This is a genomic window from Bacillus sp. 7884-1 (assembly GCF_002272245.1).
Lineage (GTDB): Bacteria > Bacillota > Bacilli > Bacillales > Cytobacillaceae > Neobacillus.
In genome coordinates this window covers 51,679-72,642 of the sequence record NZ_NPDD01000167.1, presented here as the reverse complement: position 1 = coordinate 72,642, position 20,964 = coordinate 51,679, and the positions used below count along the sequence as shown (strand labels likewise).

Annotated in this window: 19 protein-coding genes and 1 pseudogene; 17 read left to right on the top strand and 3 right to left on the bottom strand. The window is 38.7% G+C overall.

What is annotated here, in order from left to right; all coding sequences use genetic code 11:
- The first annotated feature begins 98 nt into the window (after positions 1 to 98).
- Positions 99 to 971 carry a 50S ribosomal protein L11 methyltransferase gene (locus tag CHI06_RS19355; protein ID WP_095250252.1) on the top strand — a complete coding sequence of 291 codons (873 nt, stop codon included), beginning with the start codon at positions 99 to 101 and terminating at the stop codon, positions 969 to 971.
- A gap of 112 nt (positions 972 to 1,083) precedes the next feature.
- On the opposite strand, the gene CHI06_RS29940 is transcribed toward CHI06_RS19355, so the two are convergent.
- Positions 1,084 to 1,956, bottom strand: coding sequence for a LysM peptidoglycan-binding domain-containing protein (locus CHI06_RS29940; RefSeq protein ID WP_179292700.1), 873 nt, complete (start codon positions 1,954 to 1,956; stop codon positions 1,084 to 1,086).
- Between the two features lie 172 nt (positions 1,957 to 2,128).
- Here CHI06_RS29940 and CHI06_RS19345 point away from each other — a divergent pair, with 172 nt between their 5' ends.
- The 3 genes from CHI06_RS19345 to CHI06_RS19335 all read left to right on the top strand — a co-directional run bounded on the left by CHI06_RS19345 (position 2,129) and on the right by CHI06_RS19335 (position 4,231).
- Positions 2,129 to 3,283, top strand: a complete 1,155-nt coding sequence (locus CHI06_RS19345) for an SEC-C metal-binding domain-containing protein (protein WP_095250251.1) — start codon at positions 2,129 to 2,131, stop codon at positions 3,281 to 3,283.
- 63 nt (positions 3,284 to 3,346) lie between these two features.
- Positions 3,347 to 3,679: a nuclear transport factor 2 family protein gene (locus CHI06_RS19340; RefSeq protein ID WP_095250250.1), complete on the top strand. Its 333-nt coding sequence runs from the start codon at positions 3,347 to 3,349 to the stop codon at positions 3,677 to 3,679.
- Between the two features lie 84 nt (positions 3,680 to 3,763).
- Positions 3,764 to 4,231, top strand: coding sequence for a DUF3291 domain-containing protein (locus CHI06_RS19335; protein WP_095250249.1), 468 nt, complete (start codon positions 3,764 to 3,766; stop codon positions 4,229 to 4,231).
- Positions 4,232 to 4,294: 63 nt separating this feature from the next.
- Here the strand turns inward: CHI06_RS19335 and CHI06_RS19330 are convergent, their stop codons facing one another.
- Complete coding sequence (locus tag CHI06_RS19330; protein ID WP_095250248.1) at positions 4,295 to 4,981, bottom strand: DUF6944 family repetitive protein; 687 nt, start codon at positions 4,979 to 4,981, stop codon at positions 4,295 to 4,297.
- Between the two features lie 198 nt (positions 4,982 to 5,179).
- Here CHI06_RS19330 and CHI06_RS19325 point away from each other — a divergent pair.
- Positions 5,180 to 5,625 (top strand): annotated as a pseudogene (locus tag CHI06_RS19325) (carboxymuconolactone decarboxylase family protein).
- 396 nt (positions 5,626 to 6,021) lie between these two features.
- On the opposite strand, the gene CHI06_RS19320 reads toward CHI06_RS19325, so the two are convergent.
- A complete protein-coding gene (locus CHI06_RS19320) occupies positions 6,022 to 6,558 on the bottom strand; it encodes a DoxX family membrane protein (RefSeq protein WP_142300986.1) in 537 nt (178 codons plus the stop codon).
- Positions 6,559 to 7,666: 1,108 nt separating this feature from the next.
- Here CHI06_RS19320 and CHI06_RS19315 point away from each other — a divergent pair.
- The 12 genes from CHI06_RS19315 (at position 7,667) to CHI06_RS19260 (ending at position 20,612) form a co-directional block, all read left to right on the top strand.
- Positions 7,667 to 8,497, top strand: coding sequence for a GNAT family N-acetyltransferase (locus CHI06_RS19315; protein WP_095250247.1), 831 nt, complete (start codon positions 7,667 to 7,669; stop codon positions 8,495 to 8,497).
- 1 nt (position 8,498) lies between these two features.
- The gene (locus tag CHI06_RS19310; RefSeq protein WP_095250246.1) at positions 8,499 to 9,653 is read left to right on the top strand and encodes a M20 peptidase aminoacylase family protein; all 1,155 of its coding nucleotides are present in this window, start codon (positions 8,499 to 8,501) and stop codon (positions 9,651 to 9,653) included.
- 48 nt (positions 9,654 to 9,701) lie between these two features.
- Positions 9,702 to 10,580, top strand: a complete 879-nt coding sequence (locus CHI06_RS19305) for a MurR/RpiR family transcriptional regulator (RefSeq protein ID WP_095250245.1) — start codon at positions 9,702 to 9,704, stop codon at positions 10,578 to 10,580.
- A 28-nt stretch (positions 10,581 to 10,608) separates the two neighbouring features.
- Positions 10,609 to 11,634, top strand: a complete 1,026-nt coding sequence (locus CHI06_RS19300) for a dipeptidase (RefSeq protein WP_095250244.1) — start codon at positions 10,609 to 10,611, stop codon at positions 11,632 to 11,634.
- Between the two features lie 12 nt (positions 11,635 to 11,646).
- Complete coding sequence (gene menC, locus CHI06_RS19295; RefSeq protein WP_179292699.1) at positions 11,647 to 12,786, top strand: o-succinylbenzoate synthase; 1,140 nt, start codon at positions 11,647 to 11,649, stop codon at positions 12,784 to 12,786.
- A gap of 34 nt (positions 12,787 to 12,820) precedes the next feature.
- The gene (locus CHI06_RS19290) at positions 12,821 to 13,657 is read left to right on the top strand and encodes a M55 family metallopeptidase (protein WP_095250243.1); all 837 of its coding nucleotides are present in this window, start codon (positions 12,821 to 12,823) and stop codon (positions 13,655 to 13,657) included.
- Positions 13,658 to 13,734: 77 nt separating this feature from the next.
- Complete coding sequence (locus CHI06_RS19285) at positions 13,735 to 15,180, top strand: serine hydrolase domain-containing protein (RefSeq protein ID WP_095250242.1); 1,446 nt, start codon at positions 13,735 to 13,737, stop codon at positions 15,178 to 15,180.
- Between the two features lie 13 nt (positions 15,181 to 15,193).
- On the top strand, positions 15,194 to 16,822 hold the full coding sequence (locus CHI06_RS19280; protein WP_179292698.1) for an ABC transporter substrate-binding protein: 1,629 nt from the start codon (positions 15,194 to 15,196) through the stop codon (positions 16,820 to 16,822).
- Entirely contained in the window at positions 16,822 to 17,757 is a 936-nt protein-coding gene (gene nikB, locus CHI06_RS19275; RefSeq protein WP_095250240.1) for a nickel ABC transporter permease, read from the top strand. Before CHI06_RS19280 ends, nikB begins: the two co-directional genes overlap by 1 nt.
- Before the next feature lie 3 nt (positions 17,758 to 17,760).
- Complete coding sequence (locus CHI06_RS19270; protein ID WP_095250239.1) at positions 17,761 to 18,657, top strand: ABC transporter permease; 897 nt, start codon at positions 17,761 to 17,763, stop codon at positions 18,655 to 18,657.
- A 21-nt stretch (positions 18,658 to 18,678) separates the two neighbouring features.
- The gene (locus CHI06_RS19265; RefSeq protein ID WP_095250238.1) at positions 18,679 to 19,659 is read left to right on the top strand and encodes an ABC transporter ATP-binding protein; all 981 of its coding nucleotides are present in this window, start codon (positions 18,679 to 18,681) and stop codon (positions 19,657 to 19,659) included.
- The gene (locus tag CHI06_RS19260; protein ID WP_095250237.1) at positions 19,656 to 20,612 is read left to right on the top strand and encodes an ABC transporter ATP-binding protein; all 957 of its coding nucleotides are present in this window, start codon (positions 19,656 to 19,658) and stop codon (positions 20,610 to 20,612) included. Before CHI06_RS19265 ends, CHI06_RS19260 begins: the two co-directional genes overlap by 4 nt.
- The last annotated feature ends 352 nt before the right edge of the window (positions 20,613 to 20,964 follow it).

Genomic DNA, 20,964 nt, shown 5'->3' with positions numbered 1-20,964 from the left:
AAGTCGTTTTCAATTCAGTTCAATTGGTGATAATGATAAAAAGTATGATCGACGTTGGCTTTACTCATAATGAATGCGGCCAACTGCTAGGAGAATAGATGATGTATGAAATTACCGTAAGACTCCCCATAAAAAAAATTGAGAGAATCATTCCTCATTTATACCAGAAAGGCTATTACCAAGCTTTTTATGAAGTACCTTTAGATGTAGTGACAGATGACAACGGCTATGCCTTTGTTGAGAAGAGGAATGAAACAACAGAACTTAATATCTATTTAAATAATTTTATCGAAGCAAAGGAACGACGTCTGTTAGTAGAATTATTAGCCATTGATGAGACCAGTTTGGTGGTTAAGGAACTAAATGAGCTGAATTACCAGCAAACATTTGATGACATATTCCTTGAGAATGGCTGGGTCATCACGATACCGGATAGAAGGAATCACTACGACAAAGATAAGGTGATCATACTGGATTCCCAAGGGAATTTTGGTACGGGCTATCATGAAACCACAAGAGATTGTTTGCACTTCATATTAAAACATGATTTCACAGGATCGAGTGTGGCCGACATTGGAGCAGGTTCAGGAGTGTTAAGTGTTGCTGCCGCCCTCAGGGGAGCAAACTCTATCGATACCTATGACATTCAACCAGTGGAGCGTGAAATTTTGTATCAATGTAAATTAAATGCTGTGAAACCGGTGAATGTGTTTCAAAGTGACTTAATCAACAATAAAAATCGAATCAACAAAGAATATGATTGGATCTTTCTTAATATCGGAACGCAGGAAAATATACATATCCTAAAGGCCCAAGGACTTTTAGATTTTAAAGACACTACATTTCTACTGTCAGGCATGCTTGAATGGAATTATCACCGAGTTGTGAATGAATTTAAAAAGGCTGGATTCTGTTTGGAGGAAAGGAAACAAAGTAACGAGTGGGTGACATGTCTTTTCAAAGCAAAATAAGCAGAAAGGGATTCAGTTTGTTAACGGAATCCCTTAATAATCTTTGAATGTTGTATGTTAAAGTTTTTAGACTCAAGGTGGGGGATGAACGACGCAATTCGGATTATTAATATTATTTCATTTTTCTTAAATCCAAATACTGAACGGTCTTTCCATCTCGATCAATCTGAACGATTAATTGATTTTTATTAAACACATAGATAATTTGTTCACATGATGCGCTTTCATAGCAGGTAACGAACTTTACCTCATTTGGGTTCCCATAAGCATCGAGGATTTTATTTTTCTCAGTTGGTATCGAAGTTGTCTTTAAAAATTCCGGGTATACTTGCAACTGTTCAATGGAGTCATTGTCGGCATTGAATGTTACACGAACCCCGACGCCTTCATTCGTATAATAAAGAGATCGAGTATTTTTATCATCTTCTGTTTTTGTTGGTTTTCCAAATTTTTGAACGAGCTGTTTGTAAGAAGATCCTACACTGATTTCATTTATATGAAGGGGCTTCTCCGTTAAAAAGAAAGCATCTTTTATCCCGTTTTTCTTTAACTTCGTGATCATTTTCTCCGCTTTGGATTTACTCGCAAAGGCACCTGCCTGAACACGATAATAATTTTTACTATTTATAACTTTTTTCACGACGATTGCTTCAATCCCTTTCTTTTTCAAAAAAGCAACTCGCTTATCTGCATTACTTTTTTTGCCAAAAGAACCAGCCACTGCAACATACAATGGTTTGATTTGTTCAATATCTGGTAATAATAACGTTTGACCAGCAATAATCTTGTTGCTTGCTAAATGGTTGTATTCCTTTAAATCTTCAATGGAAATATTGTGTTTCTTGGAGATGCTATATAATGTATCACCTTTCTTTATCGTAATATATTGATCCTCGGCAAATGCCTTCCCATTACCGAAATAAAATAACAACCCCATCAACAATGTACAGAGAACAACTTGCATGAAACGTTTAAATTTTTTCATGTTATCTAATCACCTCATTTATTTTGACGAGGTAAATACTTTTTCGATTCGAATAAATAAGCCCAATTATTGTTCTCAAACAAAAAAGGGCGGATTCTATTCATTTTTTACTTTGTCTTGGTAATAAAGTACAATAATTCTACTGATAAATGGAAGAATGAGAGGATACATAATGACGTTTTTAGAAAAAATTAAACCACACTTGATTAGCGATGATATTCTAATCCAAGAGGTAGTCCTGCATGCTCTGCATGATTTTCCGAATGTCCCAGAAGAATGGACCAATGAGTTACTAAAAGAAGCATTTAGAAATAAAGAGAAACAATCATCGATCATGATTTATGTAGAAAATCAAACCTTCAATGAAGAGGCTGTTAGGATATTAATTGAAAATATTCCATTAATGGAACCGTCGAAACGCCATTTAGCGGTGAACTTGGTCCACCGTATCGAACCGGAACTTGCTCTTAAATATAAGGAACAGCTTCAAGAATATATTCCCAAGCGTACATGGTCCTTATATGAGTTATTGTTACATGGTACGGAAGAAGAAGTGTACTCGGAATATGGTCAAATCTTAAATGACCTTGAGCAGGCCGGTTCAGAGCAGCATAATTTCTACATAATAGCAAAAAAACTGGCAGCCTGTTTGGTGAAAAAGGGCTGGGTTACAGAAGATGAAATAGATCTAGTACTAGAAGATGAGTTAAAGGAAAAATGGTTTTCATTTAATGGAACCTTGACGGTCTATATGATTGGATTGTTAAAATTACAAAGATATATTCCTTTATTGGTTAGCTTATTGGATCGCGACGATGACAGTTTGTTAGAAGAAGTGTCCGTAACGTTAACCAGTTTCCAATCGGATGAAGTGGTAAAGGAAGTAGCACCCTATCTTAGGAAAGATAATTCCATTATTTATGCCGCATCCATCGTTGAAAACATAAAATCAGACTTCGGTGTCATGGTTCTAAGAGAAGCCTACCGTTCTGCAAAAGAACTGGATCATCAAGATATTCTAATTGAAGCACTTTGTCACCAGCTTTTGGAAGAAGCTCTTCCTGAAATTAACGAACATATGAAGCTAGATTATTCTTCTGGCCTTGTTGATATTGAACAAACCGTCTATAGCTACTTTTCGATTTTGGGGTTAGAACATCGTGAACTAGCTCACTGGAGACAAGTCGCACTGGAAAGAGAACTCGATTTTAGACTAAAAGGCCATGATCTCCCACTTGCTCCGGTCCGAAATGAAAATAAAGTCGGCAGAAATGATCCATGCATTTGTGGAAGCGGCAATAAATATAAAAAATGCTGCGGGAAATAAAGTTAATGAAACATTAGTTTCATTATATGAGATAAAAAAACGTCTAAAATAGGGGTCGAAGAAATGTCAATTGAAACAGTTGTTGAAAAGCAAATAGAATGCTACAACAGTCAAGATATTGAGGGGTTTGCGAGTACATATGCCGACAATATTACCGTTTACACCTTCCCGGATAATACCATCACCTTAAGAGGGAAACAGGCACTAATCGAAAGGTATACCGAAACCTTCAAAAAGAAAATGTTCGCTGAGATCAAGAATCGTTCCATAGTCGGAAACAAGGTCATCGATTGGGAAATCGCCACAAATGGACTTACAAGAGAAAGTACTAGCTTGATGGCTATTTATGAAATCGAGGATAATCTCATATCCAAGGTGTGGTTTATTAGAGAATAGCGAATTTACTTGGTAATTAGAAGGTCATAAGATCCCTCCTTACTTGAATATATCTAGGTAAAGAATATAAATGGAGGGATACATATGGCATTTGTTTCGATTTATACGGTGGGTAAACTACATCACCACTATGACCATCCTGCCTCTCGTGAATTTTTTGAAGCGGGATACGAAGTAATGCGACAGGCTTCTAAAACAGGGCAACTAATAGAGGATTTTTCACCTTTTGGAGTCCCTATCCCTGAAGAAGCAGCTAAAGGGGATGGTTTCCCTGTTATTACATTAACTGTATGGAAAAGCCTTCAAGCCTTGTATCGGTTTACCTACTCAGGTCACCACAGACAAGCAATGAGAAATAGGAGCAAATGGATGGAGCCTTATCAAGAGAAACACCTTTCATATGTAGTGTGGTGGACAGAGAAGGTGAAGGATGTCTCTTGGCATGAGGCATTCAATAGATATAACTATTATATAAAGAATGGACCCACTTCTTTTGCTTTTGATTTTAAGCAAGCATTTGATGAAAAAGGGGAGACGTGCGTGGTAAAGTAGTTTGGACTGACGACATCGTAAAAAAATTAAAACAAGAATATAAGCAAAAAATGACATCCATCTTTAGGTATGGGCAGCACTCAGGTATTTAGTGAAGGAATAATTATTATAAGAATAGGGATAAGAATCACCGTTTTCATTTTTTTTATTTTCATCGTGTTCCATGTGTTCAACCTCAAGGGTAATGGCATTAATTAATATCATTGCACCAATAAATTGAATCCAGCTACCAACTAATAGAATCTGGTCACCCATTACATTTTTTTCGTTTATAACATAAATGTTACCGATCGCTTCTAAAAAAGAGCCTAAAGAAATGAAGCTATTTCCTGTAATAGCAAGGGTCCTATAGGATGAATCTTCTTCAAGGGATGCACCTATTGCTTCAAAAGCTGCACCAAGACCTTGGACTCCACTGCCAAGGGTATCTATATTTATTCCCTCTTCCTCAGCGCCATTCATGTCAATACTTACTCCAACTGAATTTGAAGTATTACCAGCTGCTTCAAGCCAAGCACCGAAGATAGCATATATTTGAGATAGCTCCTTCTCTGATTTTAACAGCTTAGTTCTCCCAATGGCTTGCAATGAATTTCCGAAAGCTTCAATCCCATTTCCTTTTATGATTAAATCTTTCCCCAGATCGCTGTGGGTGAAAGCTTGCTGGGTCTGCCCGATTGTATCCATTAGTGAACCAACACCTAATAACCATGCTCCTGTAATAAGAAGGTTTTCTCCACGAATAGTCATATTCCCAAACGCTCCTTAATGGGGGTGTATTATATTATTCATAACCCAGCGTAAATTTACATAATCCTTCAAAACCACGTTTTTAGATTGTAAGGGAGCCCATCGTTTCTAATTATTAGGCTTTGTTAAGCCTTCATGTTGTCATGATTCACTGAGTAGCCAATCATAATAGATGACTTCGCCTGCCAACGGGATTAATTGGAACAACGAATTGATTATTACAATGTAGCGCCAGAAGCACTTAAAATAATGATGGAAATGGAGAAATATACGAAAACTACAGGTATAGACCGTAAACTTCGTGAACTTATCAAAATTCGGGCTTCTCAAATAAATGGTTGTGCATATTGTTTGAATATGCACACAGCAGATGCTCGGAAAATGGGTGAAACAGAACAAAGAATATATTGTGTTAGTGCTTGGGAAGTGTGTAAATTCTATACAGAAGCAGAAAAAGTAGCTTTAGAGTTGACAGAGTACGTGACATTAATCCCGACAAAACGTTTTCCAGAAGAGCTTTATCAACGTGTGCGTAAACACTATGACGAGAAAAAGTATGTAGACCTTGTTCTAATAATTAATCAAATTAAAGTTGGAATAGAATTTCTATTGCAATGGGGAATACAGCAACGAACATCTTATAGTGAACGTCTCAGATTGTAGACAAAAGGCATTCAAATGAACCAGTTTGGATACCTTTTCTATTTTATGCTTATATAGTGCGTAAGTTTTGAAGAAGAGCAACCAAACTAAACAGTGATTAAGAGATAGATTAGTTTAGAATTAATAGTGGTGAACCTTACCATAAATAGTACAAAGTAAACTATAAAAGCTGTTACTAATAATAGTGACGGCTTTTATAGTTTTTTGAGCTGACTTTAAAATATTATTGTTAATAGGTACTGAAAACATTTATTAGAAAGGGAGTAGTGGATTTTGAAGATTTCGAGAATTTTATTATATGGTTTTGTGTTAGTAAATATTTTTGGATTGCTTTATTGGATTACTACAATGTTAATAGACTTATTTAATTAAACGATTTAAGAGTTATCATGTAACCTTTCTTTCTTAGATTGTAGGGAAACAGTTGTTCCTCTTTTGTTTATATTAATGGTGAACAGAGAAACCCAATTAAAATGCTTATCTAAACTGAAGTAATATATATTTGTTCTAAAAATAATTAATAAAAATGCATTTGTGTAAAGGATAAGGCTTATTAAATTCATATTTCCAGATAGGATAAAGTTAATGTGCATAAAAAGACAAACAAGGATAGAAGGTATGGTGAATAAACCGGCTATAAGAAATATACCAAGTATAATTTGAACAATTGGTATAACATAGTTAAAAATCAGTACATGCTCTAATGCTATATTCTCTATGAAAATCTTATAAAGGGGCGGGACATTAGATTGTTGTAATGATTGCGTAAGATATTCTCTCAAAAATATACCCGGTTCTTTAAACCATAATTTTTCCGTAATTTTGGTTACTCCTGCCAATAACCAACCCATTCCAAAAAGAACCCGTGTTAAAACAATAAGTGATGGAAACAGTTTTAAATTTTTAATTTTCATTTTAATACTCCTCCTTAATTTTCGATTTTCCATAAGGCATTTTTTTTGCCATAGGGAAACTTTTTGAACAAAAAAATTTATTAAGATTGTTTGTTAGTTTAGACTTTCGCTTTAGGTATTTATTTTTAATGAATTATATGTCTTAGATGTTAGAATGTTTACTTCGTACAAAAAAATTTATCAAATGCAAAAAACTGTTGTAAATAAATATTTAGATGAATAAGTGTATGGAACTAATGAATAGATTTAAGTGACTAAATAACCCCTACAATATTGTGAGGGTGGTGGTTATAAAAATATATAAACTTTTTGCTCAAATTCAACTATGTTCTTTGGTGTCATTCGCTGAGCCGTATCATAAGGAAATGAGGTTTTATATTTTCAGAGAAAGAGCTGAAATATATATGGGTTTAGTATAGATTCAGTATATTTCTCAGTAATATCGATCCTTCCCGTTGCTTCAACTCTACATATTCAAGTGAGGTTACTCATCACAACGATCCTGTAATAATAACCTTGCTGCTACACCTACATGATCAGATGGCCATAGCCCAGTAAAGGTACTGTCATTTTGTTCATCCCCGACTAATTCTGCTTTATTCGGCTCCCAATCATTTTTGAAGAATATATAGTCGATTTTTGGCTTAGTAAAGAAAAGGCGTTTAATAAATCAGGATTCTGTAATGCAGTAAATCCATCCCCTTTACCAACTCTCTCCCAAACATCATGAAAGCCTGCACCAACAATTAGTTGGTACGTATTGCTTTGAGGATTCGCGTTAAAATCGCAGTATCAAATGAGAATCCAAGTCGTTTTTCTGTGCTTTTTTTTAGATTTTGGGGGTGGAGATTTACCCTAAATGTGCCTGTTGTATAATAGATCCTTAATAGAATTCATTATTTTTAAAATATTTTGAATTTTAATTTTATTTGTGTTGTTTTGTGGAAATGAGTCATATATAATAATAAAAAAAGCTGAAACTTCAGAAAAAACGGAAATTTAAAGTCTAAACTTCAAAAATGGAAATTTCACCCTATTACTAAAAGGACCCATTGGATGATGTGCTAGTAATTCGAAATAGAAGACGTAGAATGGGGGCTAGCAATCTATGAGTTTACAAAATGGAATTACATATAAAAGAATTGAAGAGTTAGAGGATGTAAATAAGGTTGTCAAGCTACAAGCTGAAATATGGAGCCCGGATGTTGTTACTCCTCAGCCACAGCTAGTAGCTTCGATCCACCATGGTGGGATTGTGATTGGAGCCATTTCTGGAGAACAGTTAGTGGGTTTTTGCTACGGTTTCGCGGGCTTTAAGGATGGGGAGTCCTATATAGTCTCTCATATGACAGGTATATTACCAGAATTCCAGAATACTGGAATTGGCTACCAGCTTAAGATCAAGCAGAGAGAATGGGCAATCGAGTACGGGTACAAAAAAATGGTTTGGACCTATGACCCATTAGAAATAAGAAATGGTTATTTTAATGTTTGTAAGTTAGGGGCATATTCGAAACGCTATATTCCCTCTTATTACGGTGAAATGAACGATAAATTGAATAAAGGACTCCCAACAGATCGTTTGTTAATTGAATGGGATATCTGTTCAAAACGTGTAGAAGCTGCTATTCTTGGCGCCTTCAAAAATCAAACGGAAACCAACTATGAATCTCTTCTCAGCTTTCATCAAACCAGTGAATATCCAACTCCAGTACAGCACGAGATACAAATCAAAGAGAGTCAAGGCGGATACCGTGTTCCAGTCCCATCAAATATTCAATTAATCAAGCAGCAAAATCCAGATGTAGCTCTAGCATGGAGATTTGCCGTCCAAGTTGCGATAAGTGAAGCTTTTTCAGGAGGCTTTATGATTACTGGAGTTCAAAGAGAACTAGATTCTAAGATTCATTTTTACATACTAGAAAAAGTGGAGGGATGAGATGATTAACGAAATAAACGAATGGGTTACAGGGCAAGAGGAAACCATTAAATCAACTTATCATTATCTACATACACACGCAGAAGTGAGCTGGAGGGAAATTGAGACGACGAAATTTCTGTGTTTGAAGCTAGAAAAACTGGGCATTCCTTATGAAACGTTTAATAACCATACAGGAGTAGTTGGTTATTGGGGAAATAAAGAGGATGGACCAACCGTCGGGATCAGAGCAGATATAGATGCGTTATGGCAGCTTGTGGATGGGAAATGGCAGGCAAATCACTCCTGTGGACACGATGGACATATGACAACGGTTCTTCATGCGATTACTTGTCTAAAGGAGATTGGATTTGAGCCGAAGGGCTTGATTAAAATTATTTTCCAACCAGCTGAGGAGTCTGGAAATGGAGCAAAAGCAATCATTGAAACGGGTGTCATATCTGATCTCGATTACCTGCTTGGCATTCATGTTCGTCCGATTCAGGAAATGCCATTTGGAGTAGCTTCACCGGCTATCTATCACGGAGCGGCTACGTTAATGATGGGTGAAGTAAAAGGCGTGCAGGCACACGGGGCAAGGCCTAATCTTGGCATAAATGTTACCGACTCACTAGGGGCTATCATTCAAGCTGTCAATTCTATCAAAATGGATCCAATGGAATCAGCATCAGCTAAGGTAACGATGGTCAAGGCGGGTGGGGATAATCTCAATATCATCCCGGATTTTGCGGAATTTGGTATTGATGTAAGGGCAGATCGGAATGAAGTGATGGCTGAATTGCTCGAAAAAGTCCAACATGCAGTGTTGACGGCCGGTTCGTTTAATTTTGCCGAAGTGAAGCTTGAACCACAAGCCTCCATGGTGGCCGCTGAAGCAAGTCCGGAACTAGAGGATATTATCAAAGAGGCGATTGTTGAAGTGCTTGGAGAGGAGGGACTTGTTCCAGCACCCGTTACACCAGGCGGAGAGGATTTCCATTTTTATAAATTGAAGTATCCGAACCTGCAGGCAACCATGGTAGGTCTTGGGACAGGACTATCACCAGGCTTACACCATCCCAATATGAGCTTTAATCTGGACGCTCTTTTAAATGGTGTAAAAATCCTGAGCCTTGCACTCGTGAAGGTTTTGGAGCCGAAGGCAATAGTCCCCTAAAGGAATCGCAACTAGAAACAGCTAAACATGAAGAAAGGGTTCAAATAAATGGAAAAATACACAGAAAATATTAGAAAAAACTACAATAACATGACGAAGCGTCAAAAAATGATCGCAAAACATCTAATTGATTTTCCAAGAGATGTTGCGTTTCAAACTGCAAAACAAATTGGGCAAGCGTGTGGGACGAGTGAGACAACAGTCATTCGTTTATGCTACACCCTAGGATATTCGGGATTCAGCGAGCTTCAAAAAGAGATTCAAACGAGCTTACTAGAAGACACGACAAGTCCCGCTAACCCAATCGAAAATTTCCGTACTATATCCAATACGTTAAAGGATACAAACTTAATTCAATATGTGATGGAACAAGATAATGCCTATGTCAAAGCCACTTTAGAGGATATTGATTTCAAACAATATCAAGAAGCCGTTAAAAAACTGATTGAAGCAGACAACCGAATTGTCCTTGGATTCCGATCCTCCTATGGTCCAGCGAGCTGGTTCATGAATACCTTGAATATCGTGATTGGAAATACTACACAATATCGTGGTGAAATAGAGGATGCCAATTATTTGTTATCCAAGGTAGATGAAAACACGGTGCTGGTCGCCATTTCCTTCCCAAGATACATTCAGGAGACCTTATCGTTTGTTAAGGCAGCTAAGAAAAAAGGGGCGTGTATTATTGCCATCACAGATGATCGATTATCTCCAATTGGACAGTATGCTGATTTCTTATTTAGGGTCATTGCACCGACGCCAATCCCGTTAAAGGGAATTACACCCACGTTTTCACTCTTAAATTTGCTAGTGACAAGTATCGCGGCGACTAGTAATCCCAAGGTACAAAACCATATGGCGAATTATGGCCAAAATAGTAGTGAATTTTATCCGTTTACTAAAAAAGAGAATATGGACGTCTAAGTCTATCATTATAAAGGAGGGGTGAATCATGAATAATAAGCGCTCTACTGATTTCCTACATAACGCATTGGTGATTGATGGCCATTTTGATTTATTAATGGATGTTCAGATTCAACGAGAGAGAGGGAGAACAAAGGTAATTGAGACAGACTACTATCCACGATTCGTGGAAGGTGGTGTGAATGTCATTGTCGCAGCTCTATTTGTAGATAGTGGTTTCTTACCAGAAATGGGACTTCGGAAAGCATTAGGTCAAATTAGTGCTTTATATGAAGAGGTTAAGGAGTCTCCTGATAAGCTAATGATTTGTTTAAACGGAGAGGATATGAATATTGCCAAGAAAAACAAAAAGATTGGCTTTCTTCTATCGCTGGAAGGGGCCGAACCAATAGGGACAGATCTTAGCTTGTTACGTGTCTTTTACGAGCTGGGAGTTCGTAATCTTGGGCTTGTTTGGAGTCGTAGAAATGCAGTTGGTGATGGGAGCTTCTTTCAACCAACAAAAGAAGGGAAAAAAGGCGGGATTAGTAGCTTTGGTGTGAAGGTCATTGAGGAAGCAGAACGACTTGGAATCATCATTGATGTTTCTCACTTAAATGATGAGGGTTTTTGGGATGTCATCGAGATCGCCACGAAGCCAGTGATTGCTTCTCATTCGAATGCTCGGTTACTTTGTGGATCGATGCGGAATTTAACAGATGAGCAAATAAAGGCGATCAAAGCAACAAATGGTGTAATTGGAATCAATGCCGCTAGCCTGCTCGTTGGGGATGCTGATGAAAGCTCCACGTTGGAACAGTTAATGAACCATATCGACCATCTGGTAAAGGTGGCAGGTATCGAACATGTGGGACTCGGGCTTGACCTTTGTGAGGACTTTATGAAATATGTCTCACCTGATAATTTAGCCAGCTTGCCGAGAAAACCATTTGATGTCGTTTCAGGTCATGAATCAATTCCAAAGTTAGTTGAAGGTCTGCTGAAAAGAGGCTATTCAGTAGCAGAGCTCCAAGTATTGATGGGTGAAAATTTTCAAAGAATCTTCTTAAGGTAAGGAGGACCTATTATGAACAATAAGCCAATTTCCATTAGGGAAGTGACCCTTCACCGTCTGGTAATGCGATTAATCGATCCATTCACTACCAGCTTTGGAACCTTCCAGGATAAAGAGTTTTTCGTGATTGAAATGGAGGATGAAACGGGTGCTAGTGGTTTCGGAGAGTCCGTCGCCTTTTCAAGCCCTTGGTATAGCGAAGAAACGGTTGAAACAAATAAGCACATAATGCAACAATTTTTAATTCCTTTACTACTAGAATCGCCAATTGAGCATCCTGATGAAGTTTCGAAACGATTTGAATCCATTCGTGGAAACAATATGGCAAAGTCAGCGTTAGAGGGCGCAGTCTGGGATTTATATGCCAAACGAAATAATAACCCTTTATACAAAGAACTAGGTGGTAGGAAGCAGCAAATCGATGTTGGAATCAGTATTGGTATTCAACCTACAGCGAATGAACTTGTTCATGTAGTTGAAGGCTTTGTGAATGAAGGCTACAAGCGAATGAAAGTGAAAATAAAACCTGGTGCCGACTATGAGATGCTAAAGGAAGTAAGAAGACATTTTCCAGATATCTTACTGATGGCGGATGCCAACTCAGCCTATACCTTAGATGATATCGACACACTTAAAAAACTGGATGAATTAAACCTCATGATGATTGAACAGCCACTTTCGCATGATGATATTATCGATCACGCAAAACTACAGTCAGAACTAGCAACACCTATTTGTTTAGATGAAAGTATCCACACCGTAGAGGATGCAAGAAAAGCGGTTGAGTTAGGTAGCTGTAAAATTATTAATATTAAGATTGGTAGAGTAGGAGGCCTTACGGAATCTAAGAAAATCCATGATTATTGTGCCCAGCAAGGAATTGCGGTCTGGTGCGGGGGAATGCTAGAAGCCGGAATTGGACGCGCACATAACATTGCCTTAACGACTCTGCCTCAGTTTGTTTTACCTGGTGATACAGCCGCTTCTTCAAGGTATTGGGAGAAGGACATTATTGTGCCAGAAGTCATCGTGGAAAATGGAGTCATCCATGTGCCGGATAAACCGGGTATTGGCTATGAAGTAAACCGGCAAGTACTTGAGTCATATCGAGTAGACAAAACCGTGTTTTCTAAAAATAATATATGGGCCTGATTCATGACTTTTTAGAGTTAGGAGGGATGAACGAGTGAAGGTTTTCATTTCAGCAGATATGGAAGGAATTTCAGGGGTTACCGATTGGGAGGATACAATCCCGGGTAAACGCACATACGAGTACTCGAGGAGATTACTAACTCAGGATGTAAACGCTGCTATCGAAGGTGCACTTGAAGCTGGTGCGACTGAGATTGTCGTCAATGAATCACATGGTCCGATGCGAAATCTGATTCCTGATGAGCTTCATCCAAAAGCGGAATTAGTTAGAGGTTTTTATAAACCATTACTGATGATGCAAGGATTAGATGAGACCTTCGATGCGATCTTTTTCATCGGATTTCATGGGAAAGCCGGAGAAAAAGACAGTATATTAAATCACACCTTTTTAGGGAGCTGCATTCAACGTCTCCTATTAAATGGAGAAGAAGCAAGTGAAGCAGATTTTAACGCGGCAGTTGCAAGTAACTTCAAGGTTCCGGTGACTTTACTTACTGGTGACCAACAAATATGTGAGGATGCGAAAAAGAAGATCCCAGGCATTCATACAGTAGCTGTTAAAAAAGGTATTGGTGCTTTTACAGCTCAATCTCTTCATCCAACAGTCGCACAAGAGAAAATTAGAGCTACTGCCAAACTGGCTGTTGAATCTGCTAAAAGCATTCAGCCGCTGAAAAAAGAACAATTATATACTATCGATATCGAATTTAAGCATACCAACATGGCGACAGTTGTAAGTTATATGCCCACGATTGAATTACTAGATGGTAGAACCATTCGGTATGTAACCGATGACTTAATCGAAGGATCAAAGGTGTTAATGGCCATTTTGCTATTAGCCATTCAAGGCTCAAATTCTATGACTTTATAAAATGTAGCACTGGTTGTGAATTGTACCTTAGTACAATTTTATAATAAAAAAATGTATGGAAAAGGGAGAGGTTTTGAATGACACAACAAACAGTTACTAGTGAATTCGAACAGTATTGCCAAGAGCTTGTAGGAAAATATGATATTCCAGGCTTTTCAATTGGATTAGCGAAGGATGGCCAATTATTCTATGAAAATAGTTTTGGATACCGCGACGTTGAAAACAATCTCCCATTGACATCTGATACTGTTTTTGGAATTGGTTCAGTGACGAAATCCTTTACATGTGTGGCGATTATGCAATTGCAAGAGGCAGGAAAGCTGAATGTACATGATCCAGTGATTAAATATTTACCAGAATTTAAAACATCGAATGAAGAATATACAAAGCAAATGACCATTCACCACTTCATGACTCATTCAGCGGGACTACCACCATTACCAACGCTTTTTAAGGCTTTAAGTAAGACGGTGGCCAATGATCCAAAGTTTGATGATGGTGTGAATTCAGAAGGTGATATTGGGAAAGTAGAGCAGGAAGCAACGAAGGAACAATCAAGTGTTGAGACATACGAAGAGCTAATGGAAGACATCGCAAAACAGGAATTTACATTACTTGGAGCACCTGGAACTGAGTTTAGTTACTCCAATGATAGTTACGCACTTTTAGGGGCGATTATTGAAAGAGTAAGTGGAGTTTCATACGAACAATTTGTAAGGGATTACATTCTAGTTCCAGCTGGGATGAAAAATAGTGTCTTCCATCTAGAAGAATTAAACGGTCATGAGGATATCTCATCACTCTATAATTCTCGTAAAAAAGATGACAAAACAATTATTTTTGAATCAAACAACCCTTGGGATGCACCGTCCATGCGTGCAGCAGGATTTTTGAAATCAACCGTAAACGATATGCTTAAATATGCTGAAATCTTTCGCAATCAAGGTAAAGTAGGAGATGCTCAAATACTAACACCAGAGAGTGTGGAATTAATAACGACACCACATATTGAGTGTGAGAAAGGCCGTTACTATGGGTATGGCGTCATGGTTACTCCTGACTATTATGGATACAAGCTTGTGGACCATGGCGGGTCTATTAAAGGAGTCGCCGCTCAATTGAATATTCTTCCTGAACTAGGATTGACAGGAGTGTCTTTTGCTAATTTAGCAGGGGTACCATCAACGAAACTATTATTTAGTGCTTTTGCTGATTATTTAGGAAAATCTGTCAAAGACTCTCACTTATCTGACGTGGAAATAGAGATTTCTGAAGAAGAATTAAAGCAATATGTAGGTGTATATGCTTCTGGTGAAGGATCGAAATATACAGTGGGGATTGAAGATAGGAAGCTCCAGGTTCAAGCAGAAGGATTTGAATTAAATGATATAAAACCAATTGGTAACGATACATTTATTGTTTCCTTCAGAGAATCAGAACTTGCACTTCGTTTTGTGAAAGATGAACACAACAATGTTATCCGCGCGGCATTTGGATTTAGACAAACACCAAAAGTTGAATAGGGAGGACTCCGAAATGGTTATGAATCGACTTACTAAATCATTCTTGTTTTTAACAATGCTGGTTCTTTCGTTGGTTTTAATGAATGGATGTAGTAAGGATTCTACCTCCACTTCTAAGCCTGAGAAGGCTTCAGAACCACAGTCAGGTGGTACGGTTACAATCGCTTCCATGCAAGAGCCTGATACGTTAGATGTTCATAAAACTGCTATGAGTATTGCCGGTCTGATTACTAGCCATATTGGTGGGACATTACTTGCGATTGATCCGGAAACAAATGATTTAGAACCATATCTGGCTGAAAAATACAGCGTATCAGAGGATGGAAAAACCATTACCTTTACACTTCGTCAAGGTGTGACCTTCTCAGATGGTACACCGTTAACAGCACAGGTGTTTAAAGAGACATTTGACCGGATTTTGAACCCCGATACTGGGGCAACAGTGGCTGCTAGTTTGGTAGCAGGAATCCAGTCAACCTCTGCTCCAGATGATCAAACATTCGTGATTGAGCTTGCTGCTCCATCAGCACCATTTTTACGTAACCTCGCAAGTCAAGGATATTTACAACCGGTATCCCTAGCAGCGATTGAAAAGCAGGGTGATGATTATGGACGAAATCCAATTGGAACGGGACCATTTTTCTTTAAAGAATGGGTAACAGGCCAATCGATTACATTAGAAAGAAATAAAGACTTTAATTGGCCGAAAGCCTTCACAGAAAACCAAGGAAAAGCCTATCCAGATCAAATGGTTTATAAATTTATTGCGGATGAACAAACGATGCTAGCAGCACTTGATAGTGGCTCGATTGATGTAGCCATGAATGTATCTCCTAAGAATGTTCAAAAGTATCGCAATAACCCTAATTACTACGTTTTAGAAGCAGAACGTCAAGGCTTAGGATTATTTTTAGAAATGAATTTAGAGGATAAAGTGCTATCAGATCTTAACGTCAGGAAAGCCATCAATATGGCTATCAATAAAGATGCCATCATCAAGGCAGTCCTAAGCGGTGAGGGAACACCAGCCTTTGGTCCAATACCAGCAACTATTTTTGGTTATGACTCAAAGGTAGAAAACTATGGTCATAAATTAAATAAAGATGAGGCTGTAAGTCTATTAGAGAGTTCAGGCTATACGAAAAATAGTAATGGAATGATGGAAAAGGGTGGGAAGGAGCTTGCATTTGAGCTTTCCATTATGGCACAGCATAACCAAGCAGGTCAAATGGTTCAAGCCATGCTGAAGGAGGTTGGAATCAATGTGAATATTCAATCTATGGAAGCAGGAACATTAATTGAAAAGGTTTCACAGGGAGAATATGATTTATCCTTCCTAGCCTACTCATACGCTGATCCTGATATTCTATCACTGCTATTCCACTCAAGTCAGATTGGCGGTTTAAACCATGTTCGAGTGAAAAATCCTGAGCTGGATGGATTGTTAGACAAAGGTAGAACAACGATCGATCCTGAAGAAAGAAAACAAGTGTATGCCCGAATACAAGAGATTATCGTTGAAAACGCATATTGGGCTCCTATCTATGCAGAAAAGGTCTTTTATGTAGTGAATAAAAGAATTCAAAACGTGAAATTGGAAGGTGTTACAATCGAATTCCATGATAGTTGGGTGCAGCGGTAATGAAGCAGTTCATAATTAATCGGGTGTTATCCGGTATTCTAGTAATCTTCGGAATTTCCATCTTCTCTTTTTTGTTGATTCACTTTATTCCAGGTGATCCGGTTAAAATCATGCTCGGAATCAATGCATCACCAGAGCAGGTGGAAAAACTAACACACCATTTGGGGCTTGATAAGCCCCTTTTGGTTCAATACGGGCAATATATCATGAATGTGTTGTTTGAAGGTGATTTCGGAACATCCTTAAAAACAGGTAGACCGGTTTTAACGGAAATTTTAGACCGTTTTCCAGAGACGGTTAAGCTAGCCGTTTTTGGGCTATTTGTCGCCGTTGTTATTGGAATGTCATTAGGAATTCTAGCTGCTAGATTTAAAGATTCATTCATTGATAAACTATGTACCGCTTTTGCCACATTAGGGGTATCGATTCCAAGCTTTTGGTTAGCTATTCTACTAATCATGTTATTTTCAGTTAAGCTCAGCTGGTTTCCGATTGCAAATGGAACAGGTTTTCGAGATCTTATTCTTCCAGCCGTAACACTTGGTGTGGTCGCATCAACGATGATTATGCGTTTAACGAGAAACGGAATGGTCGAGGTTCTTTCGAATGATTACATTCGGACTGCAAGGGCCAAGGGGCTTGAGGATAGACTCATATTATTCCGTCACGCGTTACGAAATGTATTAATCCCGGTTGTGACGGTGATTGGACTGCAGTTGGCAGCTTTACTTGGTGGAACGGTCATTATCGAACAAGTATTTAACTGGCCGGGCCTTGGTACATTAGCAATAGGGGCAATCATGTCGAGAGATTTTCCTCTTATTCAAGGAATTGTTTTATTTATGGGTGTTGTGTATGTAACGATTAATATATTTGTAGATGTTTTATACAGCATGATTGATCCTCGGGTGGAAATGGGCACAAAGGAGGCGTGATACATGGCAAAACTAGAAACGTATAAACCCATCCAGGCTCGTGTTACACATCGTGGGCCATTGAAGATCAAATCAGATACACTAAGGAAGTTATCTCAGGATAAGCGTGCAGTAGTTTGTATACTTTTCCTTTTTATCGTTGCCCTAATCGGTATATTCGCTCCTTTACTTGCACCATACAACCCCGAGGAATTGTTTTATGAGTCTATTTTAGAGGGACCAAGCAAGGAGCATTTATTAGGAACGGATCCGATTGGCCGAGACCTTCTTTCACGACTAATCTTCGGGGTCCAAGTTACGTTAAAGGTCTCCATGCTAGCTGTGGCCATAACTTTTTTTCTCGGGACGCTAATTGGGTTAGTATGTGCCTATCTTGGTGGCTGGGTAGATAATGTGTTAATGCGAATCATGGATATTTTGTTAGCTCTTCCAAGCATAATCCTGGCTCTAGCGATTGTTGCGATTTTAGGACCTAGCTTAACAAATGCGATGATTGCTGTTGGAATTGCATCAATACCAGGTTTTTCTAGATTAATAAGAGGAGCAGCCTTGACGATTAAATCCTCCGGCTTTGTAGAAGCTAGCCGGTCCATTGGCAGCTCGCATAGCTGGATTTTGCTTAGGCAGTTTCTACCTAATGTAGCTGGTGTATTGCTTGTCTTTACTACACTTTTTATCGGTGTCGCGATTTTGGATACGGCCGCACTTAGCTTTATTGGTTTGGGTGCACAGCCTCCGACTCCGGAATGGGGAACGATGCTTAGTGAAGGGAAAAATTATATTTACGATGCATGGTGGTTGTCTACATTTCCTGGATTAGCCATCACGATGGTTGTATTTGCAGTCAACCTTTTAGGTGATGCATTGCGCGATATATTTGATCCGAAATCAACACGGTAAGAGTAAGGAGGTGGGAAAACTATGTCAAATGTATTAGAAGTAAACGGATTAACCACTCAATTTAAAGGGAAAAATGGTCCATTAACGGTTGTTGATCATATTGATTTTACCGTGAAAAAAGGGGAGGTCCTCGGATTAGTAGGGGAGTCAGGCTGTGGGAAAAGTGTTACTTCACTATCCATCCTTCAGTTACTTGATAAAAACGGTAAAATTACAAATGGTTACATAAATTATAAAAATAACAATCTCGTAGACAAATCTGAAAAAGAAATGAAGAAAATCAGAGGAAAAGAGATTTCAATGATTTTCCAAGATCCAATGACCTCTCTAAACCCGGTCTTAACCATTGGGAAGCAGATTGGTGAAGTGATTGAAAAGCATGAAAAGGTAAAAGGCGCAGCCGTTAAGAAAAAGGTTGTAGAGCTAATAAAGCTTGTTGGAATCCCGCGTGCAGATGATATTTACTATGAGTATCCTCACCGCCTATCAGGTGGTATGAAGCAACGTGTCATGATCGCGATGGCGATTGCTTGTAATCCTGCTATGCTTATTGCTGATGAACCGACAACTGCATTAGATGTAACGATTCAGGCACAAATATTGGATTTGCTACGCTCACTTAAGGATGAACTGGATATGTCCATTCTGTTGATCACACATGATCTAGGTGTGGTAGCGGAGATGTGTGACCGAGTTGTCGTTATGTATGCGGGACAGGTCGTAGAATCAACCGATACGAGAACACTGCTTCGGAACCCACGGCATCCTTATACGATTGGCTTAATCCAATCAACCCCCCACCAATCAAAAGGGGAAAGGCGATTGAAATCGATTGTCGGACAGGTTCCAACCCCTGATCAGTACTCACATGGCTGCCGTTTTGCCAACCGCTGCCCAAAAGCGATGGATATTTGTGAGAACACCGTTCCTCCACTTTTTGAATTAGATGGTCAAACATCCTGTCGATGTTGGCTATATGAGAAGAAGGAGGCGGTTCTATGACAACGGCTCTGCTCGAAGTAAAAAATTTAGAGAAAAGGTTCGCTGCTAAATCAGCGTGGTTCCAGTCAAAGCAATATGTCCATGCCGTGAATGGCGTGAGTTTAGAGTTAAATGAAAAGGAAACGATCGGGATTGTTGGCGAATCAGGCTGTGGAAAATCAACAACTGGTCGCTGCGTACTACGGCTCATAGAGCCAACAAGTGGTGAAGTTATTTTTCAAGGGAAGGATATCACGACTTTAAGCAAGCGAGAGATGAAGCATATTCGAAAGGATATTCAGATGGTCTTCCAGGATCCAATGGCGTCCATGAATCCAAAGCTGAGTATTAGAGAAATCTTATCGGAGCCCTTAATTGCACATAAGATTCCTAGGCAAGAGCATGAACAGCTATTGAGTGAGACGTTGCAATTAGTCGGGTTATCAGAAAGTCACTTGGCACGTTTCCCACATGAAATGTCTGGAGGACAAAAGCAACGAATTGGAATTGCTAGGGCGATTATTTTGAGACCGAAGATTGTTGTGTTGGACGAGCCAGTGTCGGCACTAGATGTATCTGTACAGTCTCAGATTTTGAATTTATTACAGGACTTACAAGAAGAGCTCGGTCTTTCTTATATTTTCATTTCTCATGACTTAGGGGTAGTCGAGCATATTGCCCATCGAGTAGGTGTCATGTACTTAGGTGAAATGGTGGAAGTCGCTGATAAAGAGCAATTATTTGAAGAACCGCTTCATCCCTATACAAAAGCACTGATGTCAGCCATTCCAAAAACTGATCCTGACGAGGTAAAGGAACGAATCATCCTAAAAGGGGAGCTCCCATCACCATCCAGCCCACCAACAGGATGCAAATTCCACCCTCGGTGTAGCTTCGCACAGGACATCTGCAAAACCTCCAAACCAGAACTACGGGAAGTTGAAGGTAGAAAAGTAGCTTGCCATTTGGTGTAAATAGTGCTTTGGGGCTTAGATCCCTTGTGGGATAATTTTTGATAGAGTTATCACTTTTGAGTGGTGGCTCTTTTTATTTTTTATGGATCACGTCAGGAAGTCCATAAGTAAAACTACTAAAGCTCTGACTGCCGTAGCTAAATTACATTCTTGATACCGATTGTAGCAGGTATGGCAGTAAAGAAGCGAATAAGGCAGCAAGGAGTGCTAAGTTGATACTCATAACTCTGTTTGTGAATAATGCATAGATTTAGTTTGAAATATGTACATAGAATATTCTTGGGTAAGATGGTTTCTTACTATCATTATTTGAAGAAAACGGATAAAAACGGGAAGAGAAATTAGGCAAGAT